Origin of the sequence: Desulfuromonas acetexigens (assembly GCF_900111775.1) — a bacterium.
Taxonomy (GTDB): Bacteria; Desulfobacterota; Desulfuromonadia; order Desulfuromonadales; family Trichloromonadaceae; genus Trichloromonas; species Trichloromonas acetexigens.
On sequence record NZ_FOJJ01000006.1, the window covers coordinates 21,322 to 47,980 of the forward strand.

30 protein-coding genes are annotated in these 26,659 nt (G+C 63.4%); 23 read left to right on the forward strand and 7 right to left on the reverse strand.

The features are described from left to right. Positions 1-73: 73 nt before the first annotated feature. From BQ4888_RS04975 to BQ4888_RS05035, 13 genes are all read left to right on the forward strand, one after another. On the forward strand, positions 74-835 hold the full coding sequence (locus BQ4888_RS04975) for an IclR family transcriptional regulator (protein WP_092054421.1): 762 nt from the start codon (positions 74-76) through the stop codon (positions 833-835). Between the two features lie 49 nt (positions 836-884). Continuing rightward, on the forward strand, positions 885-1,196 hold the full coding sequence (locus BQ4888_RS04980) for a DUF4212 domain-containing protein (protein ID WP_170232960.1): 312 nt from the start codon (positions 885-887) through the stop codon (positions 1,194-1,196). Between the two features lie 30 nt (positions 1,197-1,226). Continuing rightward, positions 1,227-2,933 (forward strand): VC_2705 family sodium/solute symporter, encoded by a 1,707-nt coding sequence (locus tag BQ4888_RS04985; protein WP_240746413.1) that lies wholly within the window; start codon positions 1,227-1,229, stop codon positions 2,931-2,933. Between the two features lie 6 nt (positions 2,934-2,939). Continuing rightward, positions 2,940-3,143, forward strand: a complete 204-nt coding sequence (locus BQ4888_RS04990) for a hypothetical protein (protein ID WP_092054425.1) — start codon at positions 2,940-2,942, stop codon at positions 3,141-3,143. Positions 3,144-3,179: 36 nt separating this feature from the next. Beyond that, entirely contained in the window at positions 3,180-5,093 is a 1,914-nt protein-coding gene (locus BQ4888_RS04995; RefSeq protein WP_092054428.1) for a putative nucleotidyltransferase substrate binding domain-containing protein, read from the forward strand. A 119-nt stretch (positions 5,094-5,212) separates the two neighbouring features. Further along, the gene (locus BQ4888_RS05000; protein WP_092054430.1) at positions 5,213-5,650 is read left to right on the forward strand and encodes an SH3 domain-containing protein; all 438 of its coding nucleotides are present in this window, start codon (positions 5,213-5,215) and stop codon (positions 5,648-5,650) included. Between the two features lie 191 nt (positions 5,651-5,841). Further along, positions 5,842-7,074: an efflux RND transporter periplasmic adaptor subunit gene (locus BQ4888_RS05005; protein ID WP_092054433.1), complete on the forward strand. Its 1,233-nt coding sequence runs from the start codon at positions 5,842-5,844 to the stop codon at positions 7,072-7,074. A 2-nt stretch (positions 7,075-7,076) separates the two neighbouring features. Then, the gene (locus BQ4888_RS05010) at positions 7,077-7,760 is read left to right on the forward strand and encodes an ABC transporter ATP-binding protein (RefSeq protein WP_092054436.1); all 684 of its coding nucleotides are present in this window, start codon (positions 7,077-7,079) and stop codon (positions 7,758-7,760) included. Then, positions 7,735-8,985 (forward strand): ABC transporter permease, encoded by a 1,251-nt coding sequence (locus tag BQ4888_RS05015; protein WP_092054439.1) that lies wholly within the window; start codon positions 7,735-7,737, stop codon positions 8,983-8,985. Before BQ4888_RS05010 ends, BQ4888_RS05015 begins: the two co-directional genes overlap by 26 nt. 88 nt (positions 8,986-9,073) lie before the next feature. Further along, positions 9,074-10,297 (forward strand): ABC transporter permease, encoded by a 1,224-nt coding sequence (locus tag BQ4888_RS05020; RefSeq protein WP_092054441.1) that lies wholly within the window; start codon positions 9,074-9,076, stop codon positions 10,295-10,297. A 37-nt stretch (positions 10,298-10,334) separates the two neighbouring features. Further along, positions 10,335-11,654 carry an erythromycin esterase family protein gene (locus tag BQ4888_RS05025; protein WP_092054444.1) on the forward strand — a complete coding sequence of 440 codons (1,320 nt, stop codon included), beginning with the start codon at positions 10,335-10,337 and terminating at the stop codon, positions 11,652-11,654. Continuing rightward, complete coding sequence (locus BQ4888_RS05030) at positions 11,651-12,100, forward strand: DUF2889 domain-containing protein (protein WP_092054447.1); 450 nt, start codon at positions 11,651-11,653, stop codon at positions 12,098-12,100. The genes BQ4888_RS05025 and BQ4888_RS05030 overlap by 4 nt, the downstream gene beginning before the upstream one ends. Positions 12,101-12,182: 82 nt before the next feature. Further along, positions 12,183-13,001 carry an MBL fold metallo-hydrolase gene (locus BQ4888_RS05035; protein ID WP_092054450.1) on the forward strand — a complete coding sequence of 273 codons (819 nt, stop codon included), beginning with the start codon at positions 12,183-12,185 and terminating at the stop codon, positions 12,999-13,001. 36 nt (positions 13,002-13,037) lie between these two features. Here the strand turns inward: BQ4888_RS05035 and mtgA are convergent, their stop codons facing one another. The 6 genes from mtgA to BQ4888_RS05065 all read right to left on the reverse strand — a co-directional run bounded on the left by mtgA (position 13,038) and on the right by BQ4888_RS05065 (position 17,238). Continuing rightward, the gene (gene mtgA, locus BQ4888_RS05040; RefSeq protein ID WP_205748048.1) at positions 13,038-13,781 is read right to left on the reverse strand and encodes a monofunctional biosynthetic peptidoglycan transglycosylase; all 744 of its coding nucleotides are present in this window, start codon (positions 13,779-13,781) and stop codon (positions 13,038-13,040) included. Between the two features lie 86 nt (positions 13,782-13,867). Further along, the gene (locus BQ4888_RS05045; protein WP_092054453.1) at positions 13,868-14,155 is read right to left on the reverse strand and encodes a HigA family addiction module antitoxin; all 288 of its coding nucleotides are present in this window, start codon (positions 14,153-14,155) and stop codon (positions 13,868-13,870) included. Positions 14,156-14,217: 62 nt separating this feature from the next. Next, a complete protein-coding gene (locus BQ4888_RS05050; protein ID WP_092054455.1) occupies positions 14,218-14,523 on the reverse strand; it encodes a DUF2442 domain-containing protein in 306 nt (101 codons plus the stop codon). A 79-nt stretch (positions 14,524-14,602) separates the two neighbouring features. Beyond that, positions 14,603-15,103 (reverse strand): ORF6N domain-containing protein, encoded by a 501-nt coding sequence (locus tag BQ4888_RS05055; RefSeq protein ID WP_092054458.1) that lies wholly within the window; start codon positions 15,101-15,103, stop codon positions 14,603-14,605. Between the two features lie 96 nt (positions 15,104-15,199). After that, positions 15,200-15,991, reverse strand: a complete 792-nt coding sequence (locus BQ4888_RS05060; protein ID WP_092054460.1) for a sulfite exporter TauE/SafE family protein — start codon at positions 15,989-15,991, stop codon at positions 15,200-15,202. A gap of 251 nt (positions 15,992-16,242) precedes the next feature. Next, a complete protein-coding gene (locus BQ4888_RS05065) occupies positions 16,243-17,238 on the reverse strand; it encodes a YhdH/YhfP family quinone oxidoreductase (RefSeq protein WP_092054463.1) in 996 nt (331 codons plus the stop codon). Positions 17,239-17,384: 146 nt separating this feature from the next. Between BQ4888_RS05065 and BQ4888_RS05070 the strand changes: the two genes are divergently transcribed. After that, positions 17,385-17,939: a YaeQ family protein gene (locus BQ4888_RS05070; RefSeq protein ID WP_092054466.1), complete on the forward strand. Its 555-nt coding sequence runs from the start codon at positions 17,385-17,387 to the stop codon at positions 17,937-17,939. 16 nt (positions 17,940-17,955) lie between these two features. Here BQ4888_RS05070 and BQ4888_RS05075 read toward each other — a convergent pair whose 3' ends face one another. After that, complete coding sequence (locus BQ4888_RS05075; RefSeq protein ID WP_092054469.1) at positions 17,956-18,903, reverse strand: YbgA family protein; 948 nt, start codon at positions 18,901-18,903, stop codon at positions 17,956-17,958. A gap of 190 nt (positions 18,904-19,093) precedes the next feature. Here BQ4888_RS05075 and larB point away from each other — a divergent pair, with 190 nt between their 5' ends. The 9 genes from larB to thpR are packed head-to-tail and all read left to right on the forward strand — an operon-like array spanning position 19,094 to position 26,645. After that, entirely contained in the window at positions 19,094-19,852 is a 759-nt protein-coding gene (gene larB, locus BQ4888_RS05080) for a nickel pincer cofactor biosynthesis protein LarB (protein ID WP_092054472.1), read from the forward strand. Beyond that, a complete protein-coding gene (gene larC, locus BQ4888_RS05085; protein ID WP_092054475.1) occupies positions 19,849-21,021 on the forward strand; it encodes a nickel pincer cofactor biosynthesis protein LarC in 1,173 nt (390 codons plus the stop codon). Before larB ends, larC begins: the two co-directional genes overlap by 4 nt. A gap of 22 nt (positions 21,022-21,043) precedes the next feature. Beyond that, positions 21,044-21,835, forward strand: coding sequence for a nucleotidyltransferase domain-containing protein (locus BQ4888_RS05090; protein WP_092054477.1), 792 nt, complete (start codon positions 21,044-21,046; stop codon positions 21,833-21,835). 25 nt (positions 21,836-21,860) lie between these two features. Beyond that, positions 21,861-22,106 (forward strand): BRO family protein, encoded by a 246-nt coding sequence (locus BQ4888_RS05095; RefSeq protein WP_092054480.1) that lies wholly within the window; start codon positions 21,861-21,863, stop codon positions 22,104-22,106. Next, complete coding sequence (locus BQ4888_RS17845) at positions 22,100-22,234, forward strand: hypothetical protein (RefSeq protein ID WP_276609584.1); 135 nt, start codon at positions 22,100-22,102, stop codon at positions 22,232-22,234. Before BQ4888_RS05095 ends, BQ4888_RS17845 begins: the two co-directional genes overlap by 7 nt. 4 nt (positions 22,235-22,238) lie before the next feature. Then, entirely contained in the window at positions 22,239-22,706 is a 468-nt protein-coding gene (locus tag BQ4888_RS05100; RefSeq protein ID WP_092054482.1) for a phosphatidylglycerophosphatase A family protein, read from the forward strand. Position 22,707: 1 nt separating this feature from the next. Continuing rightward, entirely contained in the window at positions 22,708-23,943 is a 1,236-nt protein-coding gene (locus tag BQ4888_RS05105) for a competence/damage-inducible protein A (RefSeq protein ID WP_240746415.1), read from the forward strand. A 25-nt stretch (positions 23,944-23,968) separates the two neighbouring features. Then, positions 23,969-26,098 carry a sensor histidine kinase gene (locus tag BQ4888_RS05110; protein WP_092054485.1) on the forward strand — a complete coding sequence of 710 codons (2,130 nt, stop codon included), beginning with the start codon at positions 23,969-23,971 and terminating at the stop codon, positions 26,096-26,098. Continuing rightward, positions 26,058-26,645, forward strand: coding sequence for an RNA 2',3'-cyclic phosphodiesterase (thpR, locus tag BQ4888_RS05115; protein ID WP_092054488.1), 588 nt, complete (start codon positions 26,058-26,060; stop codon positions 26,643-26,645). The genes BQ4888_RS05110 and thpR overlap by 41 nt, the downstream gene beginning before the upstream one ends. Positions 26,646-26,659: the final 14 nt, after the last annotated feature.

A 26,659-nucleotide genomic window follows, 5' to 3' on the forward strand; every position in this document is an offset into this window, starting at 1 on the left:
ACGTCGTATTATTTTTTAGACGCCTTAGGGATAGACCTGTCGCCATCGCTCCGACCGAGAAAGGAGTCGCCCCTTGCCCAGTCGCGGGAAAGAAACCTACTCCATCCAGTCGGTGGAAAACGCCCTCAATGTTCTCGAAGCCCTGTGCGAAGATGACGACGAGGTTCGGATTTCCCGCCTCAGCGAGAAGCTCGGGATGAACAAAACGAGCGTCTTCCGCCTGCTCGCCACCTTCGAAAGTCGGGGTTACGTGGAGCGGGAGGAGATTTCGGGCAAATACCGATTGGGCATCGCCGCCTACGAGATGGGGCAAAAGTTCCTGTCGCGCATGGGCCTGCTGAAAAAGGCCCGACCGGTGATGGAGCGCCTGGTCCGCGAAACGAGCGAGGCCGTCTATCTGGCCGTGCGCCGCGATGATGATCTGCTTTTCCTCGACGCCGTCGACACCCCCTTGCAGGTCAAGATCGTCTCCCTGGTCGGCAAGCGCTACCCCCTCCCCCTGTCGGTGGCGGGACGGGTGCTGCTGGCCGGAGCCCGGCACAGTGAGAGTCTCGTCGAACCCCTCCCGGAAATGGACCCCGCCCTTCACAAAATCCTCGAACAGGGCTTCGGCGTCGATCACGACAGCCTCGGCGAAGGCGTCACCTGCCTGGCCGTCCCCCTGATCGACCTGCACGACACCACCGTCGCCGCCCTCGCCATGATCGGCCCGGATTTCCGCATGCAGCCCCCCCTTCTCGAAAGCGAACTCCTTCCCCGCCTGAAGGACGCCGGCCAGATCATCTCCTCCAAACTGGGCTATCTCGGCCCACATCTCAGTAAAGACCTTTACTGAAACGCCATTTCCATTTATAACTAGACGAAACCCCAAATGGAGGATGAAAATGGCCGCCAAGGAGCGCGTCTACGTCAATTTCTTCCGCCCCTCGTCCGCCAACATGAAGGCCGAGGCGCGCATCGCCGCCATCGTCATTCTTTTTTGGGCGTTGCTCAGCTATTTGTTGCCCCTGTGCATCTTTCTGGCGGGGATGAGCGATCCCGCGGGGATGGGAGAATCCTTCTTCACCCGCACCCGTTTTCTCGGTTTTCCCCTCCACTACTGGCTGATCGCCCAAGGCTGCACCATCGGCTATATTTTGCTGTGCAAACTCTACTGCCTGCTCTGGGATCGCAAGGTTTCCCGCCTCCCCCGCTAGAGTCGCCCCCGGCGCAAAGGACTTACCGACGTGAAACGAAAAACCCTGATCCCGCTTCTGGCGCCCCTGCTCCTTCTTCTTTTCGCCGGCGATCTCTTCGCCACGGGAGAAGAGATCTTCGAAATCGAACAGGGTTTCAAGCTGATTCCGGCGGTCATCATGATCTCGCTCCTCTGCGTCTACGTGGGCGTCGGCTTTCTCTCCAAGGTCTCGGATACGTCCGGCTACTGGGTGGCCGGCCAGGGAATCGGCAAGTTCGGCAACGGCGCCGCCATCGCCTCGGACTGGATGTCCGCCGCCTCCTTCATGGGGGTCGCCGGGCTGCTCTACCTGAAAGGCTGGTTCGGCCTCGGCTACATTATCGGCTGGACCGGCGGCTACGTGCTGCTGCTCTGCCTGATCGCCGCCCAGCTGCGGCGCTTCGGTAAATACACCATCCCCGAATTCCTCGGCGACCGCTTCGACTGCCATGTGGTGCGCCTCCTCGCCGCCTCGGTCACGGTCATCATCGCTATCACCTACGCCGCCGCCCAGTTCAAGGGGATTGGCCTGATCTGCGGCTGGATCTTCGGCATGAGCTACACCGCCAGCGTCTTCTTTGCCGCCGGGGTGGTCACCGCCTACATGCTCATCTCGGGGATGGCCGGCGTCACCCGCAACCAGCAGATTCAGTACGTGGTCCTGATCTCGGCTTTCATGATCCCCCTCTGGGTGCTGATTCAGAAGGCCGGCGGCGCCGGCATCCTGCCGCAACTGGAGTACGGCCCGATCCTTTCGGGGCTGATGGAGGGCAAGGTCGCGGGCGGCCCCTTAAGCGCCGATGAGGCCCTGGAACTGCGCCGGACCTTTCTCCCCTGGGGAACCGGCAACTTCTACCAGTTCATCGCCCTGGTCTTTACCCTGATGGTCGGCACCGCCGGCCTGCCGCACATCATGATCCGCTTCTATACCGTGAAGAACGAGGATATTGCCCGCAAATCGGTCCTTTGGGGGCTCGTCTTCATCGGCCTGCTCTACTGGTCGTCACCGGTCTACGCGGTGCTCGGCAAATTCTGGAACCCCACCGGCGGACCCACCGTCGCCGACGTCATCATCCTCTCGGCCCCAGAGCGGGCCAACCTGGGCATCGCCTATATCGGCTACCTCGCCTCGGGCGCCATGGCCGCCGGCCTCTCCACCGTCGCCGGGCTGCTCATGGCCGGCGCCTCGGCCATCGCCCATGACTGGTACGCCACGGTGCTGCGTCCGGAATGCACGGACAAGCAGGCGCTGATGGTCGGGCGCATCTTTACCGCTGTCCTCTGCGTCATCGTCATCGTCATCGCCCTCAATCCTCCGGCCCTCATCGCCCAGATCGTCGCCATGGCCTTCGCCATCGCCGGCAACACCATCTTTCCCGCCGTGGTCCTCGGCATCTGGTACTCTCGATCCAACAAATACGGCGCCCTGGCCGGGATGGTCTGGGGTTTCGGCATGACCCTACTGGCCATGGCCGGGTGGATTCTGAAGATCGACTTCTTCGGCCCCGAAGGCTGGATACCGGCGACCTCCTCGGCGCTGATCGTCTGTCCCATCGCCTTTTTGCTCAACATTCTCGTCTCCAACATCATGCACGACAAAGTCACCGAAGAGACCGCCGACCGGGGGGACAGCATCTTGCGCAAGCTGCACAACCTGCCCGCCCCCCTGCCGGAAGCGGGAGCCGCGCCGGATACGGACGCGCCGCGTCGGGTCTAGCTTCCCATGCCGCCCCTTCTGACCCGCCAGCGATTGGCCACGGCCTTCACCGTGCTCGGCGTGCTGTTGATGGCCGTCGACCTGCTCATGACCGGCAGCTTCTTCGTGCATATCGCCGAGCTGATGGCGGCGAGCATCCTCTCCTTTATTATCGCCCTGGTGCTGGAACATGCCCCGACGGCGCGCAAGGATGCCGAGACCAAGCCCTGATTTCCCGCGCCTCTCCTCTCGACCACGGACATCGCCATGCCCCTGTTCAAGCATCTCAAGGAAGCCCAACCTTTCAGCCAGCTCCCCGACGCCATCCGCGACGAAATCTGCGCAGCGGCCATCCTGAAAAGGTATGCGTCGGGGGTCTACCTCTTCAAGCAGAACGACCCGCCCACCGGCTTTCTCTACGTCATCAAGGAAGGGCTGGTCGAGATTACCGTCCTCGCCCCCGGCGGGGAAGAGATGGTGGTCGACTACCGCAACGAAAGCACCTTCGTAGGCGGCACGCCGATCTTTACCGGTGAGCCCTACACCGGCGGCGCCCGCACCGTCAAGCAGACCGACTGCTATCTCATTCCCGCCGACATCCTCAAGCGCGCCGCCGCCGACTATCCCCAGGTCGGCGACTATTTCACCCGCATCATCCATTCGCGCGTACGCAAGCTCTATACGGAAATCGTCGCCGACCACACCCAGCAGGCCCTCACCCACATGGAGGCCTACCCGTTCAAAAAACGCCTCTCCGAAATCATGACTTCGCCGGTGGAGACCTGCGCGCCCGAGGATACCGTGCGCCAGGTCGCCCAGCGCCTGGGCAAGCGGCAGATCAGCGCCCTGCTGGTGGCCGATGAGCACAACACCCATCTCGGCCTGATCACCGAGCGGGATCTCGTCGCCAAGGCCCTGGCCCCGGAGGGGGCCAATCCCGACACCCTGACCGCCGCCGACGTCATGAATCGCAAGACCTGCTCGATGCCGCCCTCGACTTACATGTACGAAGCGATGGCCTACATGCTCAACCACCAGATTCGCCACCTGCCGGTGGTGGATAACGGCGAGGTCGTCGGTATGGTCACCGTGCGCGATCTGATGCGTTTCCGCAGCCAGAAGGCGATGCTGCTGGTGGGGAACATCCGCGAGGAGCGGTCCCTGGAAGGGCTGGCGGCGATCCGCCGCGAGATCGTCGGTGTCGCCCGCACCCTGCTCTCGGAAACCCGCCGCACCCCGGAAGTCATGGAGATTCTCTCCTACATCCACCACGGCATCATCCGCCAGGTCTACGATCTGTGTCTGGAGCAGATGCTCGCCGAAGGCTACCGGCCGCCCAACATCCGCTACTGCTTCCTGCTCATGGGCAGTGGCGGCCGCCGCGAGATGCTGCTCAATCCCGACCAGGACAACGGCTTTATTTTTGAGGATGTCCCCGACGACCGCCTGCCCGAGATCGAAGATTTCTTCGCCCCCTTCGCCGAGAAGATTGTCAACGCCCTGAACCGGGTCGGCTACCCCCTCTGCGCCGGCAGGGTCATGGTCAACAACCCCCTCTGGCGCGGCCGGCTGGGGGACTGGGACCGGCGCATCAGCGACTGGGTGAACGATCCCGAGCCGCAAAAAGTCCGCTACTCGTCGATCTTCTTCGACTTCACCCCCCTGGCCGGGGACGCCGCGCTGGCCTTGAGCTTACGCGCCATTGTCGACCGGGAAATCCGCGAGTTTCAGGGTTTTCTTTATCACATGATGTCCCTCGACCTGCGCTACAAGGTCCCCATCGGCCTGCTCGGCCGCTTCCTCACGGAAAAGAGCGGCGAGCACAATGGGGAACTTTCCCTCAAGCAGGGGGGAAGCATCTACATCGTCGACTGCGTTCGCATGTTCGCCCTGGAAAAGGGGCTGCCCGAGCTCTCCACCCTCGACCGGCTCAAGGCCCTGGTCAAGCGCAACGTCTTTTCCGTGGAGACCGCCGAACATATCCGCGCCGCCTTCGAGGCCCTGACCTTCCTGCGTCTGCGCACCGAAATCGCCGCCTTCGCAGCGGGACGGGAACCGAGCCACTATCTCGACCCCAGCCTGTTGTCGAAGACCGAGCAGGACCTGCTGCGCGAAGCCTTCAACGCCGTGAGCAAGCTGCAGGAAGCGACCAAGCGCCATTTCGCCCGAACTCCCTTCTGACGGAAAATCGCGGTGGCCAAGGCGCCCCGCCGTGAAAAACCCTTGAACCACCCCGAGCACCGATGATAGATTGGCGCGGCTAAAAAAGCGCAAAATCATTCCATTCTTCGGGAGGAACAATGAAAGTCGTCGCACTCGTTTTCACCGCCTTACTGCTGGCCGGACCGGCCTTCGCCGAGATGGTCACCGTCACCGTCGGCCAGGCCGAACTGCGGGACAAGCCCGCCGTGAGTGGCTCCAAAATCGTCGCTACCGTCCCCCTCGCCACCCCGCTCGAGGTACGTGACACCCAGGACCGCTACCTGCAGGTCAAGGATTTCAAAGGCACCGTCGGCTGGATTCACAACACCCTGGTCGGCAAAAGCCCGGCCGTGGTTATCACCAAAGACAGCGTCAACGTGCGCAAGGGCCCGGGGACCGAGCATCCCGTCGCCTTCAAAGGCATGCGTGGCGAAACCTACCCGGTGCTGGAACAGCAGGGGGATTGGGTCCAAATCGGTGGGCAGGAAGAAGAACGCAGCGGCTGGATCAGCAAAAGCCTGACCTGGGGGCTGTAACTGCCTTCCACGCATAAGGATTTCACGGCGGGCCGCTTTCCCAAAGCGGCCCGCCGACGTTTTGTGCAGTTACGAAACAGGAGTTCAACGGTTTCCTTCCCGTACAAACTCTGTTAAAGATATAGGAACGATGTTTTCGTCCCCGTAAACTTTACCCTGACTTATTCCCTCGCCGTGAGGTTTGTCCATCCATGAAAAAAACCATCGCCCTGATTCTTGTTCTCGGTGCCCTCGGCGGCGCCCTCTGGTGGTGGAAAGCCACGCATAAAAAAACGGAGATCCGTATCCTGGCCACGGAAAAGGTCGAGCGGGGAACGGTGCGCAAGGTGCTGGAAGAGACCGGCATCATCAAGTCCCAGGTGGGGGGCATCGTCAAAATCGGCGCCCGCGCCACCGGGGTCATCGACCGTATGCTGGTTAAGGTCGGCGACCGGGTCGAGGCCGGGCAACTGGTGGCGACGATCGACAGCCGCGAGCTGGTCGCCCAGGCCGACGAAGCCCGCGCCCGCCTCGCCTCGTTGCGCGCCGAACGGGAACGCATCGCCCGCGTCTACCCCCTGCGCATCGCCGAAACGGAAGCGGAACGGGAATTGGCGACCGCCCGGGCGGACTATTCACAAAACAACTACCAGCGCCAGCAACGCCTGGTGGCGGAGCGGGTCATCTCCCAGGATGAACTGGAAAGGGCCCGGCAGCAGGCGGAGATCGACGGCGGACAGGTCCGTTCCCGTCAGGCCGCACACGAACGGGAACAGCAGGAGTTCGCCCAGGAAACGCGCAAGGCGGAACTGGCAGTGAGCCAGGCCGAGGCGGCGCTGGCGGCGCTGGAGATCCGTATCTCCTACACCGCGGTAAAAAGTCCCCTCTCCGGCGTTGTCAGCCAGGTTACGGCCCAGGAGGGGGAAACCATCGTCGCCGGGCTGCAGGTCGCCAATCTGGTCACAGTGATCGACCCCACCCGCCTGGAGATGTGGGTCTATGTGGATGAAACCGACGTCGGCCTGGCCCAGCCCGGGCAGCTGGTGGAATTCAAGGTCGACGCCTATCCGGACAGAACCTTCGAAGGGCACGTCGCCACCATCTACCCCGAACCGGAGATCCGCGACAACATCGTCTACTACCGGGCGCTGGTGAAGATCGACAGCGAACAGGCGCTGCTCCTGCGCCCGGAAATGACCACCCAGGTACGCATCGTCGTCGAGGAGAAGCAGGATGTGCCGCGCCTGCCCAACGCTGCCCTCAAGTGGGTGAACGGCGAACAGATCGTTTTTGTCAAACAGGCCGCGGGTGGAGTCGGCCAGGTCAGGCCTAAACTGGGGCTGGCCGGTCTCGGCCACACGGAAGTGATCGAAGGGCTCAGCGAGGGGGATGTGGTCGCCACTCGGGTCGAGCTGCCCGATCAGGCCCCGGCCAAGAGGAAATAGCCGTGACCGCAAACGACACCATCATCCGCCTCACGGATATCGGCAAGATATTCAGCCAGGGGGGCGCACCCGTCGAAGTCCTCAAGGGGATCTCCCTGGATATCGCCGCCGGTGAGTTTATCGCCCTGCTCGGCACCTCGGGTTCGGGCAAATCGACCCTCATGCACATCCTCGGCCTGCTCGACCGGCCGACGGCCGGGAGCTACCTCCTCGGCGGCCGGGACGTGGCACAACTGGCCGACGACCAACTGAGCGAACTGCGCAATCAGATGGTCGGCTTCATCTTCCAATCCTTTTATCTCATTCCCTATGTTTCGGCCCGGGAGAACGTCATGTTGCCGGGGCTTTACAGCCACACGCCGGGACGCAAACTCAAGGCCCGCGCCGAAGAGTTGCTGGCCTTGGTCGGTCTCGCCGACCGCATGGAGTTCAAACCGAGCCAGCTCTCCGGCGGCCAGCAACAGCGGGTGGCCATCGCCCGGGCGCTGGTCAACGATCCCCAGGTGCTGCTGGCCGACGAACCGACCGGCCAACTCGACTCGAAAACCAGCGTCGAGATTCTCGAACTGCTCAGCGCCATTAACCGCCAGGGGCGCACGGTGATCCTCGTCACCCATGACCAGCAGACCGCCGCCTATGCGCAACGCCGGATTGTTCTCGATGACGGCCGTATCCGCAATTCTTGATCGCCTGCGCCTGAGTGCGCGTATCCTGCACATGGCGCTGACCGCGGTCTGGGCCTATCGGCTGCGCAGCTGTTTCGTCATCCTCGGCGTCGGCCTCGGCATCGCCTCGCTGACCGTCATCGTCGCCGCCATCGACGGCGCCGAGCGCAAGGCCTACGAAATCGTCGACACCTTCGGCCCCGACGCGATCTTCGTCATCGGCGGCGATATCCGCAACCGCGCCGTCGGTCAGCGTTTCAACACCTTGACCGAAGCCGATGTCGAGGTTCTGCGCCAGTCGCTGCCGGGCGCCTACCTGGTGGTTCCGATGCGCTCCCAGCACAACCTGCCGGTGCGCTTCGAGCGGAACAAGATCCAGGTTTCCGCCATCGTCGGCGCCACCGAAGGCTACGCCCAGGTCTGGAACTGGCCTCTTTCCGAGGGGCGGGACTTCACCGCCGAGGATATCGAACGGGGGGCCAAGGTCTGCCTCATCGGCGACGCTCCGGCGCGGGAGCTCTTCGGCGACCGTTCCCCCCTGGGGCAGACCATCTTCATCGAAAAGCTGCCGGTACAGGTCATCGGCCGCCTCATCTACCGCGGCACCCCCACCGGCGGCGGCACGCCCATCGACGAACGCATCATCGTGCCGCTCACCACCCTGACCCAGCGTTTCAACCTCGACCGCAAATATTTCCGCGCCCTGCGGGTCAAGTTCACCTCCACCGACAACATGGCTTTCCACGTTGAGAATCTGCGCTCCCTGCTGCGCCATCAACACCGCATTGCCGAGGGCGAGCCCGACGATTTCAGCCTGCTGACCGCCGACGAGATTCTCAAATTCCTCTCCATGTTCAAGGGCGGGCTGCTCGTCTTTCTCGGCATCACCGCCACCGTCGCCGTTTTGGTCGGCGGTTTCGTGCTGGCCAACCTCTTCTACCTGAGCGTCGATGAGCGCAAGGCGGAAATCGGCCTGAAAAAAGCCCTCGGCGCCCGCGACGGTGCGGTGCTGGCGCAGTTTCTGGCGGAAGCGGTAATCCTCACCCTGATCGGCGCCCTGCTCGGCATGACCCTCGGCATGGGCATGGCGAAGCTCCTGGAAAAACTGGAAATCCTGGAGATCCTTTTCTCCTGGAAGGTCTTCACCTGGTCCACCCTTTCCGCCGTCGCCATCGGCATCCTCTTCGGCCTACGCCCGGCCCGCCGCGCCGCAGCGATGGTGCCGATCGAGGTTTTGAAGGGATAAAAAACAGTGATTAGTGATCGGTGATCGGTAATTGACAATACCACTCATCACTCATCACTCATCACTCATCACTCATCACTGGATTGCCATGCCCCTGAGTCTCAAAATCGCCCTCTCTTCCCTACGCGCCCATCGCCTGCGTACCCTGCTGGCGATGATCGGCGTGCTCCTCGGCGCCCTGGCGCTGACCGGGGTGCAGCACGTCTCCATGGCGATGCTGGAAAAAACCGAGGTGGAAACGGCCAAGCTCGGCAGCAATCTTTTCATCGCCCAGAGCGGCCAGCTCGCCTTCCGTCGGGACGGCACCGCCCGCGCCCGCAACGAAGCGCGCAACTTCACCCTTGCCGACGCCCGGGCACTGATCCAGGGGATTCCCTCGGTGCACCGCGGCGCCCCCTTCATCACCCAGACCATGCCGATCCGCCTCGGCGACAACAAGATCCCCTCCCAGATAGTGGCGACCACCGACGCCTATCCCGAAGTACGCAACTTCCGCCCCGCCCACGGCCGTTTCTTCAGCGCCGCCGAGGAAGAGGAGCGGGCACGGGTGGTGGTGCTCGGCGCCAAGATCGCCGAACGCCTCTTCGGCTCGCCGGAAAAAGCCCTCGGGCGGCAAGTCTTCTTCTTTCGCGCCGGCGCCCAGGTGATCGGGGTGATGGAGAGCAAGGGGGCGGACATTTCCGGCACCGATCAGGATGAGCAGGTCTTCGTTCCCATCAGCACTTTCATGCGACGCATGGCCAACCAGAACTGGATCAGCGGCGTCTACCTGCAACTCGACCGTCCCGACGCCCATGAGACGGCGCGCCCGGCGGCGGAAGCGATCCTGCGCGCGCGCCACCACATCGGCCCGGGCAAGGAGGACGACTTTTCCCTGATGACCGCCAAGGACACCATGAAGGTGCAGCAACAGGCCCTCGATCTGGTCGGCACCCTCGGCCTGATCAGTTCGTCGATTTCCTTCGCCGTCGGCGGCCTCGGCATTCTCTCGATCATGGTCCTGCTGGTGCGCACCCGCCGTCTGGAGATCGGCGTGCGCCGGGCGGTCGGGGCGCGGCGGCTCGACATCGTCCGCCAGTTCATGCTGGAAGCGGCGCTGATGGCGGGGAGCGGCGGCGGTCTCGGCGTCGTGCTGGCGCTGGCCCTGGTGGTGGTCGTCTGCCGCCTCGGCAACATGCCCCTGGTCATCGATCCCCTGCTCATCGGCGGCTCCCTCGGCGGCTCGGTGCTGCTGGGGCTGGCCGCCGGCGCCTATCCGGCCTGGCAGGCGGCGCACATCGAAATTCTCGACGTGCTGAAAAACCACGAGTAACGGGCGCAAGCCCGATTCGCAGCGGGAGTCGGCCTGAATGAAAAAGACCTTCCTGGCACTGCTGGGCATCGTGCTGCTGACGGGATTCCCATCTCCCGCTCCGGCCGTGGAAACCACGGAAATCCCCCTGGTCGCGCATCTGCGCGAGCGGGCGCTGCCCCTGGCGACCGAGGCCGATCTCGATCCGCTGCTGGCGCGGGCGCACGGGGCGCGCCTGATCCTCCTCGGCGACGGCAGCCACGGCAGCTACGACTTCTATCGGGTGCGCGCCCACATCAGCCAACGGCTCATCGCCGAGCAGGATATCGCCTTTATCGCCGTCGAGGGGGATTGGGCGAGCACGGCGGAAGTCGACCGCTATGTCCGCCATTTGCCGGGGGCCGCCGCGAGTGCCGCCGAAGCCCTGCGCGCCTTCAACCGCTGGCCGGACTGGGTCTGGAAAAACAGCGAGTTCGAACGGCTGGTGGAGTGGCTGCACCGCTTCAACGGCGAACGCCCGCCCGAGCGGCGCGTCGCCCTCTACGGCATGGATCTCCTCGGCTTCCCCGACTCCCTGCAAAAGCTCATCGACCATCCGGCCACAACCGAAGCCGGGAGCTCCTTCCGGCAATGTCTGGCGCCCTACCTGGACAATCCCCTCACCTACCCCGTCGCCCTCGCGCAGGGGGCGACGGACTGCACCCCGGAACTCGCCGCCCTGCGCGCCCGAGTGGCCGCGAGTGACGATCACGACGGCGATCTCGCCGCCCAGCTGCATGTGGTGGAAAACGCCGAAGCCTACTACCGGGCCATGGCCACCTCCTCCGCCTCAGCCTGGAACCGGCGGGTGGCCCATTTCGCCGAAACCCTGGAGCGGCTGCTCGACCGGCACGGCCCCGCCGCCCGGGGCCTCGTCTGGGCGCACAACACCCACGTCGGCGACGCTCGCCTCAGCGCCATGGCCGGACAGGGGATGCAGAGTCTCGGCGAGCTGCTGCGGACCCGTTTCGGCACCGAATCAACGCTGCTGGTCGGCTCGGCCACCTACACGGGGAGCGTGCTTTCCGGCCGGGACTGGGGCGCCCCGGTGGCGACCCTGCCCGTCCCCCCGGCCATGGAGGGGAGCTTCGAGGATCTCATGCACCGCGCCGGGCATGCCGTCGCCTACTGGCTCTTCGCTCCCGGCGACCGTCACGACGGACCTCTCGCCGCCCCTTGCGGCCTGCGCGCCATCGGCGTCGTCTATCAGCCCGAGTTCGACGCCCGGGACAACTATCTGGCCACCATCCTGCCGGGGCGCTTCGACGCCTTCATCTTCATCGACCGGACCCGGGCACTGGAGATCCCGCCTTCCCCCAGCGAAAAGGAAAGGCCATGACCGCCGCCAATCCCATGCAAGACTTTCAGCGCACCATCGATTACGGCGTCAGGGCCGAAGCGGACGGACGCATGACCCTGACCGCCCGCCTGCGCGACCGCTTCCACGACATCGAAGTCGCAATCGTCGCCGACATCGCCACCCTCGAAATCCTCGCCAGTCGTGTCGAGTTCCACCGCGCCCCCACCGCCCATTGCACGGAGGCGGCGGACAAGGGCGCCCCATTGCACGGCTTCGTCATCGGCCGGGGTCTGAGCCGCAAACTGAACGAGGTCTTCGGCGGCCCCCAAGGCTGCGGCAACCTGCGGGTCATGCTCGCCGGCCTGCTGCCGCTGGCGATCAACCTGCAGGCCGGCGCCGGACTCGCCGACGAAGAGGCTGCCCTCACCGCCATCCACGACCGCCTGCTCGGCACCTGCGCCGGGTATCCGCAACAGGGACCGTGAAGGGTGAGGTGTTGGGGCGAACCGAGGTGCGCCCGATTTTCGAACATCCAAAAATGATCAAATCCCAAAAACAGGAGTTCCCATGGCGATCCGACTGACCATCCTCTGTGAAAATTCCGTCCGCCCCCAGGCCAATCTGATTGGCGAACACGGCTTCGCCTGTCATGTGGAGACCCCCGCCGGCAACTACCTGTTCGACACCGGCCAAGGCTTCGGCATCATCCAGAACGCCCTCACCCTGAAGAAGGATCTCGCCAAACTCAAGGCGATCCTCCTCAGCCACGGCCATTACGACCACACCGGCGGCCTGCCCGAGGTACTGCGCCGCACCGGTCCCATCGACGTCCACGGCCATCCCGACCTCTTTTTGGCCCGCTACCGGGAAGACCGCTTCATCGGCATCCCCCACCGCCGGGAATATCTCGAAGCCCAGGGTGCCCGCTTCATCCTCAACCGGGAAATGCACAAAGTCGCTCAGGGGCTGTGGCTGACCGGCGAGGTGCCGCGCCATACCGCCTTCGAGCAGGGGGATCCGCTGATGACGGCGGTTTGCTGCGGGACGACGAGCCACGACGACATACTCGACGATCTCTCGCTGGTGGTCGAATCGGAGAAGGGCCTGATCCTGGTCCTCGGCTGCGCCCACGCCGGACTGGTCAACATCATGGATCATGTGCTGGCGAAACTTGGCCGCGACGGTTTTTACGCCATTCTCGGCGGCACCCATCTCGGTTTCGCCGACGATGCCCAGTTTGAGCGGACCCTGCAGGCGCTGGACAACTATAAGGTGGAAAAACTCGGGGTTTCCCATTGCACCGGTTTGCCCCATGCCGCCCGCTTGCAGGCGATTCTGGGGGAGCGCTTCTTTTTCGGTTCGGTAGGGAGTGTGCTGGAGGGATAAAGCGGAGTTGGTGAGAGCAGAAGTGAACAGGGTGGATCAGGGAGCGCGCCAGACCTCCCGCAGATAGTCGGGCCCTAAGTTGCGCATCTGCCGTTCGATGCGCATCGTCCGCCGCTCGACGTAAGCCGAGGGCGCCGCTGCTTTGAAGCGTTTCGGATTGGGAAGCACCGCCGCCAGCCGCGCCGCTTCCCGCGAGGACAGCTTCGCCGCCGGTTTGCCGAAATAGCGCTGCGCCGCCGCTTCCACCCCGTAGACGCCGTCGCCGAATTCGGCGATGTTCAGGTAGACTTCGAGAATCCGCTGCTTCGGCCAGAGCGTTTCGATCAGCACGGTGAAGCCGGCTTCAATCCCCTTGCGAAAAAAACTTTGCCCCTTCCACAGAAAGAGGTTTTTGGCGACCTGCTGGCTGATGGTGCTGGCCCCCCGAACGCGGCCGCCGTCTTCCATGTCTTCGAAGGCGTCGGCCATCGCCTCGAAATCGAAACCGAAATGGTCGGGAAACTTCTGATCCTCGGCCGCCACCGCCGCCAGCGGCATCTGCGGCGAAATCTTCTTCCAATTCACCCAGCGATAGTCAATAGCGGTATAGGCGTGGCCCCCAAAGACCCCTTCGGCATAGCGCGTCACCATGAAGGCACTGGTCACCGGCGGCACGAACCGCAACACCAGTACCGCCAGCACCGACAGCACAACCAGAGCGACGGCCGTCTTCGCAAGAGCGAGCAACAACCGGCGGGGTACCGATCTGCGTTTGCCTTCCATCGGGACTTGGGGATTCATGGGGAACTCGGTATGGGGCGAAAAAAGGATGGCAGTCTGAGGAGTCCCGCCCCCCTGGCGATCGAAAGACTAGAGACGAGACGTCGTCAGCTCGCCAGGCGGAGTTTCGCAATGGTCTTTTGCGGGCGGTTCAGCGCAAGATCGTGAGCGGCTTGCAGGTTGAGCCAGAACTCAGGGGTCGTGTCGAGGGCCTGAGCCAGCAGCCAAGCCGTTTCCGAGGTGATGCCCCGCTTGCCGCGCACAATCTCGTTGATGCGCTGCACGGGAACCTGGACATGCGCGGCGAACGCCACCTGGCTGACGCCGAGTTCGTCGAGAAATTCTTCTTTGAGGATGGTGCCGGGATGGGCCGGGATGCGATCAGTCGGGATCATGGGCGGTCTCCTCTTTTTTTAGTGGTAATCGGCGAGACGTGCTCATAGCACAGCTAATGAGATCAGCTGACAGGTCTTCGGGATTGAAGCCAGCGTTTGAGGGACGATTGGCTTTCCCCGGATGATTTTCCGGCGAGAAGTCCTTCGACGCTGATGTCTTCGTCGACGTCATCCCAGTGAATGCCCTGACCATTTCCAATCAGTCGCCAGTTGGCTCTCTCCTCGGCGCTGGCATATTCGAGCCTGGGGTACCACCCCAAGGGAACGGAAATCGTTCTGCCATCAGACAGATCGACGGACAAAGTATCCTCGCTCACCAAAACATCCACCGCGTCGGGAATTTGGATTTCAACCGCCAAAGTAGCCATTCCACGCCTCCGTCAACTTATCGATATTTTCGTTTATCATCCCACTGATTCGCCTCAACTCCAAACGACTGAATTCTCCTCACACATCGAACCCGATCCGCCCTTTCTTTGTCTCCACCGGCGCCATCAACTGGCGGATCGCCTCGAACACGTTCCGGAATTGGCCATCGTCTTTCGCTTCCAGTTGATCGAGGCGCTCGGCCAGTTCGACGTTTGAAGCGAGCAGCTTGCGCAGCCGCACGAAGGTTCGCATGATCTCGATGTTGACCTGGACCGCGCGTTTGCTGTGCAGCACGCTGGAGAGCATCGCTACGCCCTGCTCGGAAAACGCATAAGGAGGCGTGCGCCGACCGCCCCATTGACTTGCGGTCGCAAATTGCGACTTCAAGTCAGTAAATTCCTGATTTGTCAGCTGAAACATGAAGTCGGCAGGAAAGCGATCCAAGTTCCTGCGGACCTGCTCGTTCAACCGTTTGACCTCGACGCCGTACAATTCGGCCAGGTCCTCATCGAGAATCACCTTGTCTCCGCGGATGATGCGGATGGCGCGCTCCACGCGAATGAGATCGGGCGACGACATATTCCCTCCCTTCAAGTCATGACATCAAAAGAACTGGAGTCGAAATCGGAACAGATTCCGGCAGACAACATTTCGCACGGGGCGCGCTCCCTCCTCTCAAAACATACTCACCAGCAACCGCGTCCCCATGATCAACACAAAAACCGCGAAGACTTTTTTCAGGCGGGGGACGGGGAGGCTGTGGGCGAGGCGGACACCCAAGGGGGCGGTGCAGATGCTGGCGAGGGCGATGCCGACAAGGGCGGGAAGGTAGACGAAGCCGACGGCGCCGGAGGGGAGGCCGTCGGCCATCAGACCGTTGACCAGATAACCGGCGGCGCCGGCGACGGCGATGGGAAAGCCGATGGCGGCCGAGGTGCCGACGGCGTGGTGCATGGGCAGGTTACACCAGATGAGAAAGGGGACCGAGAGGCTGCCGCCGCCGATACCGACCAGGCTCGATACCCCACCGATGACGTTGCCGACCCCGAACATCCCCCCCGCGCCGGGCATCTGCCGGTGCGGTTTGGGGCGGATATCGAGGAGCATCTGGGTCGCCACGTAGTAGAGGAAGACGACGAAAAAGCCCTTGAGAAAGCCGGTGGAAAGCTGGGCCGCGACCCAGGAGCCGAGGAAGGTGCCGACCAGGATGCCGGGAGAAATCCCCTTGACCACCGGCCAGTTAACCGCCCCCCGACGATGGTGGGCACGCAAACTGGAGATGGAAGTGAAGATGATGCTGGCCAGGGAGGTGCCGAGGGCCAAATGGAGAATGTAAGCCTCGGGCAAGTGCTGGGCGGTGAAGGTGAAGACCAGCAGCGGCACGATAATCACCCCGCCGCCGACGCCGAGCAGCCCGGCGAGCACTCCGGCGAAGGCGCCGGTGCCGAGGTAAAAAAGCCATTCCATCGCAGAAACTCCATCAGCAAGAAGTGAAAAGATCGGCGGCCATCTTCAGGCAAGGGGAAATCCCCCCGAGCCCCCCTTTTCAAAGGGGGGAGCAATCTTCTTCCAGGTTGTTGGAAACTCGTTTTCCAAGGCTGATCAAAAAGGCCCAGATGCAAGGCGGACGAAATCCTGAGGAATAAGGCGTACCTGAAAGGTACGTCGTTGACGAGGGATGAGGACAACGCCGCAGATGGGTGTTTTTCATCAGCCGGCTACAGCTTCACCAGCACCCGCCCTTTGACCTGCCCCTTGAGGATGGCGTGGAACTTGGGTTCCAGGGTTTCGAGGGTCGTTTCTTCGACGACGCTTTCCAGATGCGCGGGTTTCCAGTCGCCCGCAAGTTTTTCCCAGACCTTGAGGCGCGACGCCATCGGGCATTGCACCGAATCGACGCCGAGCAGGCTGACGCCGCGCAGGATGAAGGGAAAGACGTTCATGGACAGTTCCGGCGAGGCGACCAGCCCGCAGCAGGTCACCGCCCCGCCGTAACGGGTCGATTTGATCGCCGCGACCAGGGTTTCGCCGCCAACCACGTCGACCGCCCCGGCCCAGCGCTCTTTCATCATCGGCCGATCCGACCCGGCCAGCACCTCATCGCGGGAGATCACTTCCGCCGCCCCCAGCGACAGCAGAAAATCCTTCTCCGCCGCCTTCCCCGTGGCCGCCGTCACCCGGTAGCCGGCCTTGGCCAGGATCGCCACCGCCAGGCTGCCGACGCCGCCGCTCGCGCCGGTGACGAGGATGTCGCCGGCCTCCGGCCCGATCCCGGCTCCGGCCAGCTTCCATACCGACAGGGCGGCGGTGAAACCGGCGGTGCCGAGGATCATGCTCTCACGCGGACTCAGCCCGTCGGGGAGCCGCACCGCCCAGTCCGGGGAGACCCGGATGTACTGGCCGTAGCCACCGGCGGTGTTCATCCCCAGATCGAAACCGGTGACGATCACCGGATCCCCCGGCGCGAAAGCCCCGCCGAGGCACTCCACCACCTCGCCGACGGCGTCGATCCCCGGGGTGTGGGGATAGTTCTTGGTCACGCCGGGCTTGCCCAGGGCCGAGAGGGCATCCTTGTAATTGAGGGAGGAATAGCGCACCCGCACCAGCAGCCCGCCGGGGGGCAAATCTTCCAGCGAACGGTTGACGATGGAACGGCGGTACTCTTTTTCGCCAGCCTTCTCGACCAGCAGCGCGGTAAAGTTCGTCTTGGTCATCGGGATTCTCCTCTTCGCTTTCGCTACGTTATTACTCCCCCCGCGCGCGGGCTGTCAACCGTCGCGGGGCAACTTTGCCCTGGCCTTTCCCGCCGCCTGCCGCTATGCTGCGCGCCAGCGAACAAGGAGAAAGGAACCCTCCCCTCATGGCCCTGCCGGCAACCATCTATCGCGTCGCCATCCAGCTTGCGGATGTCGACCGCAACCTCTACCAGAAGTTGCAAACCACCGTCGCCCGCCACCCCTCGGAAACCGCCGAGCGGCTGCTAACGCGGGTTCTCGCCTACGCCGTCGCCTACGAGGAGGATCTGGCTTTCACCAAGGGGATCTGCGCCGGCGACGAGCCCGACCTGTGGATCAAGGGACCGGACGGCCGGGTGCTGACCTGGATCGAGGTTGGCCAGCCCGACCCGGAACGGCTGCTCAAAGCCGCCCGCCACGCCGAACAGATCGTTCTCTTTGCCTACGGACCAGCCCGCTACCGCTGGGAAAACCAGCACTTGGCGAAATTCTCCGCCATCCCCAACCTGACCATCTGGGGGATCGACTACGACTTTCTGCAACAACTGGTTGCCCGCCTGCAACGCACCATCAACTGGGACCTGACCATCACCGAAGGCAACCTCTACCTGAACCTCGGCGACACCACCCTGGAAAGCAGCCTGACCCTGTTGGAAGACGGCAACGCCGTGGGGAGCTAATCACCAATCACTGTTTTTACCCGTGGTTGCGCAACTGCAATTCCAGCGGATGGGGGTTGAGGTAGACCTGTTGCTTAAGATAGGGCTGGTCGTATTTGCGCGTGAAATGGTTGATCAGGGTCACGGGGACGATGAGCGGCACCAGCCCCTGGTGGTAATGCTCGATGATCTCCAGCATCTCGCGTTTTTCGTCGGCACTGAGCTGGTTTTTGAAATAGCCGAGCATGTGCTGCAGAACGTTGACGTTCTTCTTGATGGTCGATTGCAGACGCAGCGCCTTCACCAGCAGCGGCAGATAGGCGGCGTACAGCTCCTCCACCGAGAGATCGGCCCGCGCCACCAGCCGCCCCATTTCCCGATAGATCTCGGTGCCGTGGGCGAGGATCAGCAGCTTGTGCCGGGTGTGGAAGTCGACCAGCGCCCCCCGGGTGCGCTGCCGGTCCGCCGTCTCCCGCCAGCGTTTGAGGGTGAAGAGGCTCTCGATGAAAGTCTCCCGCAGCTTGGGATCGTTGAGCCGCCCCTCCTCCTCCACCGGCAACAGCGGGAAGTGCGCCATGAAAGCGCGGGCGAAGATTCCCACCCCGGTCTTGTGCGCCATTCCCTTGTCGTCATAAACCTTGACCCGCTCCATGCCGCTGCTCGGCGAGCGGGATTTGAAGATGAAACCGCAGAGATTTTCCCCCTCCAGTTCCCGCAGACGCCCCGCCGCCCAGGATTGCATGCGTTCGGTGATCTCCCCGCCGCTGCGGGAAAAAACGAGACGCGGCGCCTCGGCCTCGCCGACCAGGCGCAATGCCTCGCGCGGCGTCGGCAATCCCACCTCCACCTCCGGGCAGACCGGCACATACTCCACATAGCGCCCCAAGGTCTCGACCAGAAAGGGGTCGCGCTTGTGCCCGCCGTCGAAACGCACCTTTTGCCCCAGCAGACAGGCGCTGATGCCGATCCGGATCTTCTCTTCCATCGGTTTATCCTCCCGAGAGATTGGCAATGATGGCGGAAAGTGTATCATTAATCCCGGCGGGAGAAAGCCGCGGACCGATTCCAGCGCAAGAAAAATCGCCATCCCCCCGAAAATGAAGGCCTTGCAACACCGGGGCTTGTCCGGTAAAGTCGGTTTCCCGTAAAAATCCAGAGACAAAACGAGGATATCCATGCATCCCAACGATTTGCTGACCCTCCTTCAGGCCATCCGCGACGGCGGGCTTTCCGTCGAGGCGGGAATGGAACGGCTGCGCGCCCTCCCCTTCGAGGATGTCGGGGTGGCGATGATCGACCATCACCGCGAGTTGCGCCAGGGGGCGCCGGAAGTGATTTTCGGCGAGGGCAAGAGCGCCGGCCAGATCTTCACCATCGTCGAGAAGATGGCGGAGAAGGGGAGCAACGTCCTCGTCACCCGCCTCGCCGCCGAGAAGGCCGAACCGCTGCTGGCGCGCTTCCCCGATGCGACCTACGACACCGACGCCCGCGCCTTCTGCCTGACGCAACGGCCGCTGGAAATCGCCACCCGCGGCACCGTGCTGGTGGTCTGCGCCGGAACGTCCGATCTCCCCGTCGCCCGGGAAGCCGCCGTCACCGCCCGCATGCTCGGCAATCCGGTGGAGGAGCTGGTCGACGTCGGCGTTGCCGGCATTCACCGCCTCTTCGCCCGCGCCGATAAACTCCGCGAGGCGGCGGTAGTGATCGTCGTCGCCGGCATGGAAGGGGCGCTCCCCTCGGTGATCGGCGGTCTGGTCGCCGTGCCGGTCATCGCCGTGCCGACCTCGGTCGGCTACGGCGCCGCTTTCGGCGGCGTCGCCGCCCTGCTCGGCATGCTCAATTCCTGCGCCGGCGGCGTCACCGTCGTCAACATCGACAACGGCTTCGGCGCCGCCTACGCCGCCACCCGCATCAATCGGATCATTCAGCCATGAAAACCCTCTATCTCGATCCCATTTCCGGCATCTCCGGCGACATGATGCTCGGCCTGCTGGTCGACCTCGGCGTCGAATTGAGTGCCATCGAATCCGAACTGTGCAAGTTGCCGGTTTCCGGTTACGCCCTGGAAGCGCGCCGCGAGGCACGGCGGGGCATCACCGGCTGCCGGGTGCACGTCACCATCGACGAACACCATCACCACCGCACCTGGGCCGGTATCGACCGCATGCTGGCCGACTCCGCCCTGCCCGAGGCGGCCCGCGAACTCGCTCGGCGCATCTTCCGCCGGGTCGGCGAAGCGGAAGCCAAGGTTCACGGCGTGCCCCTGGAGACGGTGCATTTCCACGAGGTCGGCGCGGTCGATTCCATCGTCGACATCGTCGGCGCGGCCGTCGGCTTGACCCTACTCGGCGTCGAACAGGTGGTCTGCGGACCGCTGCCGATGTCCCAAGGCACGGTGCTCTGCGCCCACGGCGCCATCCCCCTGCCGGCGCCGGCGACCCTGGAAATCCTCAAAGGGTTGCCGATCATCGACGGGCAATGCGACAAGGAACTGGTCACCCCCACCGGCGCCGCCATCGCCGCCGAAATCGCCGAATTTGGCCCGCTGCCGGCCATGACCCTGGAAACGGTCGGCTACGGCGTCGGCGGCCGCGACCTGCCCGACCGCCCCAATCTGCTGCGGGGACTGCTCGGGGAAACGACGGAAAATGGAGAAATCGACCGGGTCGTCGTGCTCGAAACCCACCTCGACGACACCACGCCGGAAGTCCTCGGCTTTCTCATGGAACGCCTGCTCGCCGCCGGCGCCTTCGATGTCGGCTACAGTCCCTTGCAGATGAAGAAAAACCGTCCCGGCCTGCGCGTCACCGTCGTCGCCCCGCCGCCCTTGGCGGATCGCCTCGCCCGCTTGCTGCTCAGGGAGAGCAGCGCCATCGGCGTGCGCCGTTACGAAACCGAACGCCTCAAGCTGCGCCGCGACAGCGCCACCGTCGCCACCGAACTCGGCGAAGCTGCGGTCAAGCTCATCTACGAAGGAGAAAAACTGCTGCGCGTCAGCGCCGAATACGCCAGCTGCCGCGCCCTCGCCGAAGCCTCGGGCCGCCCTCTGCCGGAAGTCTACCGGCTGGTGGAACGGGCGGCAGAGGCGTTTTTCCCTGTGTAAATACCTCCTACGAGAACCTTGAATGAATATTGGACTATCGGATATCCAGAAAGAACTTTCCCGAATCGAAAAGGAAAACCGGGTTCGTATTCTTTATGCTGTGGAATCGGGCAGCCGCGCCTGGGGGTTCGCCTCGCGGGATAGTGATTTTGATGTGCGCTTCATCTACATTCATCCGCTGAACTGGTATCTCGCCATCGACCGACAGCGGGATGTCATCGAGGAGCCGATCAGCGGCCAGCTCGACATCAGCGGCTGGGAACTTTCCAAGGCGCTGCGGCTGTTCCGCAAATCCAATCCCCCGCTGCTGGAATGGCTTGGCTCGCCCATTGTCTATGCCGACAATCATGGACTGGCGGACCGTTTGCGGGGTTTGCAACGGAAACACTTTTCCCCCATAAGTTGTCTGCACCACTACCTGCATATGGCTCAAGGCAACTACCGGGAATATCTGCACGGCGAAACGGTGCGGATCAAAAAATATTTCTATGTGCTGCGCCCGATTCTCGCCTGCGCCTGGATCGAAAAATATCGCACCATGCCGCCGACCGAGTTTGCCCTCCTCTATGCCGACGCCGGCTTGCCTTCCGACTTGATTATCGTTATCGACGAGCTGTTGCGCCGCAAAATGGCCGGCGACGAGCTTGACCTGGAACCGCGCATCGCTCCCCTCAACGATTTTCTCGACGAGCGCATCGCATATTTCGGCAAAATTGGCGCGGACATGGAGCGCGGCGGGGTCGCCACAGGGGAACTGGATGACCTGTTCATCACCATGCTCCACGAGGTCTGGCAATTGAATTCAATCCGATAACGATTACCGCCCGGAGGGAATGCCCATGAAAAGCGACATCATCATCCAACTGCACAAGCATTTCGAGGACTACGCTCGCCAGGCGGAGGGCGAGGAGTTCTGGTTCGCCCGCGACCTCATGGGCCTGCTCGGCTACGCCAAGTGGGAAAACTTCGCCAAGGTGGTCGACAAAGCGAAGATCGCCTGCCGGACCGCCGGCCACTCCGTGGAAGACCATTTTCCTGACGTCAGGAAAATGGTTGAGATCGGCAGGATGTGCGCAAGGTGCTGACCGACCGGGGGATCAAACCCGAGGCCTTGCCGCCGGCCGAGGACATCAAAAAGCTGGTGCGCCGGGTAAAATCCGAGGAAAAACAGCTCGCCAAACAGAACACCAAACCCAAGAAATTGAAGAGTTAATCTCATGAAGCGTTTCATCCTCTTCCTCTCCAGCAACGCCGGACTCGGCTACGCGCCGGTGGCTTCGGGCACTTTCGGTACCCTCGCCGGGATTCCCGTCTTCTATCTGCTCAGCGGCTTCCCGCCCCTACTCTATCTGCTGACCTGGCTGGCTTTGCTCTTTCTTTCCTTCTGGGCGGCGGGGGCGGCGGGTAAAATCTACGGGGTGGTCGACGACGGGCGCATCGTCATCGACGAGTTGGTCGGCTATCTGGTCACGGTGGCCTTTCTCCCTTTTTCGTGGAGCACGGCGCTCCTCGGCTTTCTCCTCTTTCGCGTCTTCGACATCCTCAAACCACCGCCGGCGTCATGGTTCGATCAAAAGCTGAAAAACGGCTACGGGGTGGTGCTGGACGACGTGGTGGCGGGGCTCTACGGCGCCGTCGCCCTGCGTCTGCTTTTGCCGCCGTTGACCGCATTGTGGGGAGGCTGAGATGGAAGTGAACGTTTCGGTACTGACCATCGGCGACGAACTGCTCAACGGCGAGCTCTCCGACACCAACACCGCCGCCGTCGCCCGCCGCCTCGCCGCCCACGGCTACCGGGTGCGGGAATCCCTCTGCGTGCGGGATGAAATGGACGATATCGTCGCCGCCCTGCAACTGATGGCCGACCGCCGGGCGGTGCTGATCGTCACCGGCGGACTCGGGCCGACGGCGGACGATCTGACCGCCGAGGCGGCGGCCACGGCTTTTGGTCGTCCCCTGGAGGAGAATCCGGCGGCGCAGGAGGAGGTCCGCGCCTACTTCCTGCGCCACAACCTGACCATGCATCCGCGCAACGACAAGCAGGCACGGCTGCCCGTCGGGGTTGAGATCCTCACCAACCGCCTGGGCACCGCGCCCGGCTTCCGCCTCGACACCGGCCACTGCGACTGCTTCTTTCTCCCCGGCGTGCCGACGGAGATGGTCGCCATGCTCGATGAGGCGGTTCTGCCGCGCCTGGAGCGGAACCATGGCGAAGGGCTGCCGACCCGGGAACGGGTGCTGAAGGTCTTCGGCCTTTCCGAGCCGAAGTGCGAGGCGCTGCTCGTCGCCGCGGGTCTGCCGGAGAAGGTGCAAGTGGCCTTCGGAGTTGACTTTCCTTTTGTCCATGTCAAGCTTAGAGCTTCGGGTTCGGAAGCCGAAACACTGCTCGATCGGACCGAGCCTGTGGCCCGCCGGGCCCTGGGGGATTTCGTCGTCGCGACCGGCGATGCCTCCTTGGCACAAACCGTGGCGCGGTTGCTGACGGAACAAAGGAAGACCTTGGCCCTGGCCGAATCCTGCACCGGCGGCTGGATCGCCAAACAGCTCACCGACTTGCCGGGGGCTTCGGCTTTTCTCGAACGGGGGGCAGTGACTTATGCCAACAGCGCCAAAAGAGACTGGCTGAAGGTCCCCGAAGCCGTTCTCGAAACCCAGGGAGCGGTCAGCGCCGAATGCGCACGGGCGATGGCGAAAGGCATCCGCGAAGCGGCGCAGGCCGATGTCGCTCTGTCGGTCACCGGCATCGCCGGACCGGACGGCGGCACCCCGGGAAAACCGGTTGGCACGGTTTTCATCGGCCTGGCGACCGCGTCCGGGGAGGAGGTCAAGGGTTACCGCTTTTCCGGCGACCGCGACACCGTCCGCCGACTGAGCGTGTGCATGGCGCTGGACCGGTTGCGCCGCTATCTGGAGAAACATTGATCCGCTAATCCCCCCATCCTCCGTCATGAAGAACGAACGTTTTCTTGAGGAATCCGAATCGACGATGCCGCGCAAGGCCTGGATCACTCCGAAATACCTGGGTGTCACCGCGGGAGTGTTCAGTGCCCTGGTCCTGAGCCTCCTCTTGGGACGGGCGTTCCTCGACCGGAGTTTCGCCGAAAGCGCGCTGGTGCTCTTGACCGGTCTGGCGTTGCTCTTTCCCGGCCTCTACCTGGTTCGCCGCCACGGCCTTCCCTGGCGCGAGCGGCAACGACTCGAAACGGAAAACTCCCACCTGCGCCAAGCCGCCGAAGAGGCCGAACTGCGCTTTCAGCAGCTTTTCGACAATGCCGGTGACGCCATCTTCTTCATTCATCCCGAAACTGGCGCCTTTCTCGACATCAACCGTCGGGGGGCACAACTCCTCGGCTACCCCGGCCAATCCATCACCGATCTCCCCCTTGGAGAACTCTTTCCCGGCGGGCAGCGCCGCCGCTATCTGCGTCTGGTCAAAAAGGTCCTGCGCGACGGCTACGGCGAGGTGCCCGATCTGCTCATCCGGCGCCGGGACGGACGACTCATGCATGGCGAACTCCATGCCCGGCTCGGCGATCTCGGCAAACGCAAGGTGGTCCACTGCGTGCTGCGGGATGTGAGCGAGATGCACCACATCGAGGAAGAACTGCGCCAAAAAAACCGCGATTTGGCCCTGGTCAACGACATCGCCCACCAAGCCGCCGGCAGCCGGGATGCCAAGCGCATGCTCGACGGCCTCCTCGGACGGGTACTGGAGACCTTCGCCGCCGACGGCGGCGGTATTTTCCTGCTGCGCCACCAGGGGCGCGAACTGCACCTGCTGGTGCATCGCGGGATCGAGGAGCCGGTCCTCTCCGATATGGAAAAAATGCCGGTGGGACAGGGCCTGGCGGGGCGGGTAGCGGCCAGCGGCAAACCCCGCTCTTCCCCGGATCTGCGCCACGACAACCGGGTCTGGTCCGAGTCGGTGCGCCAGGCCGGCTGGCGCGGCTATCAGGCGGTTCCCTTGGTTTCCGACCAGCGCACTGTCGGCGTCCTTTTTTTCTTCACCCTTGAAAAGCGCATCTTCCGCCGGGAAGAGGTCAGATTACTGCTCGCCATCGGCAAACAACTGGGGGGAGCGGTGGACAGCGTCGAGCTTTACGACGCCTTGCAGTGGCAGCACCGGCTGACCGAAGCGAGCAACCGCGAGCTGGAGCAGTCTCGCCTGCGCCTGCGGGAGAGCCTGCGCCGGATGGAGCTGGCCAACCGGACCCTGGAGCAGACCGAACGTCTGAAGAGCAATTTCATCACCCTCGCCTCCCACGAACTGCGCACCCCTTTGACCTACATCCTTTCCGGCTCCGAGCTTCTCGCCGGCACCCTGAGAGGCCGTCTCAGTGACGAAGAACAGAACGTGCTGCGGGCCATCCACCAGGGCGGACTAAGGCTTCATGAAATCGTCCAGGATCTCCTCGACATGGCCCGGATCGAAGCCAACGCCTGCCCGATCACCCGGGGCAAGGTCCACCTGCCGACCCTGTTGGCGGAAGTCGAACAGGAATTCCAGACCCTTTTCCGGCAACGGAACCTCAGCTTTCGTGTCACTCCCCTGCCGACCGACGAGATTCACGGCGATGCCCGGCAACTGGGCAAAACCTTCCACCGGCTGGTGGAAAACGCCGTCAAGTTCACCCCCGAGGGGGGAGCGATCGAAATCAGCGGCAACCTCCTGCACGATCGGGAGCTTCGCCTTCAGGAGGCGCAACTGCGGGACTTCTCCACCGCCTTCTTCACCCGGCCCATGCTTCCCCGCTTCTTGCAGCTCAGCATCCGCGACACCGGCGTCGGCATCGATCCAGCGGAACAGGTGCGGATTTTCGATAAGTTCTACGAAATCGGCCCTCCCGACGGCCATTTCACCTCCCGCACCTCCTTCGGCGGCAAGGGGGTCGGACTCGGGCTTTCCCTGGTCAAGGGGGTGGTCGAGGCCCACGGCGGCATGACCTGGGTCGAGAGTCCCGGCACCGGTGAAACCCTGGGCGGAAGCGCCTTCCATCTGCTCCTGCCCCTTGACCCCTTGCCGCTGGAGGGTTCCCATGAGCAACTTACGAGCCTTTCTGGCCATTCCCCTGCCTGAGGATTTGCGTCACCGGGCACGGCGGCTACAGCAAGAGCTCTCCCCCCGCCTCCCCGATGTCCGTTGGGTCCGGCCCGAAAGCCTGCATCTCACCCTCCGCTTCCTCCCCGATCTGCCGGAAGAAACAGTTGAAAAAATAGGGCAAATCATGCTATCGGTAGGAACCTTGATCCCCCCTTTCCACATCGACGTCACCACTCTGGGAACCTTTCCCGGCCCGACCCGGGCCCGGGTTCTGTGGCTCGGTATCGACGGGGGAGCGGCCCTGGGGGAACTCTTTCACGCCCTGAATGAACGCCTTGCGACCACCGGCCTTCCTCGCGAAACTCGGCCCTTCACCCCGCACCTGACTCTGGGCCGCTGGCGCCAACCGGGGGCCATCCCCCAGGACCTCTGGCAACGCCGGGCAGCATTGACCCTCGGCGACTTCCAGGCCGACCGGATGATTCTTTTCGAAAGCCGCCTGGCGGCGAGCAGCGCCATCCATCTCCCCCTGCGCGTCGCGCCCCTGGGCCTACTCCGGCGGCGGCTTGCTGACAACCTGTAACCAACCCCATTCGG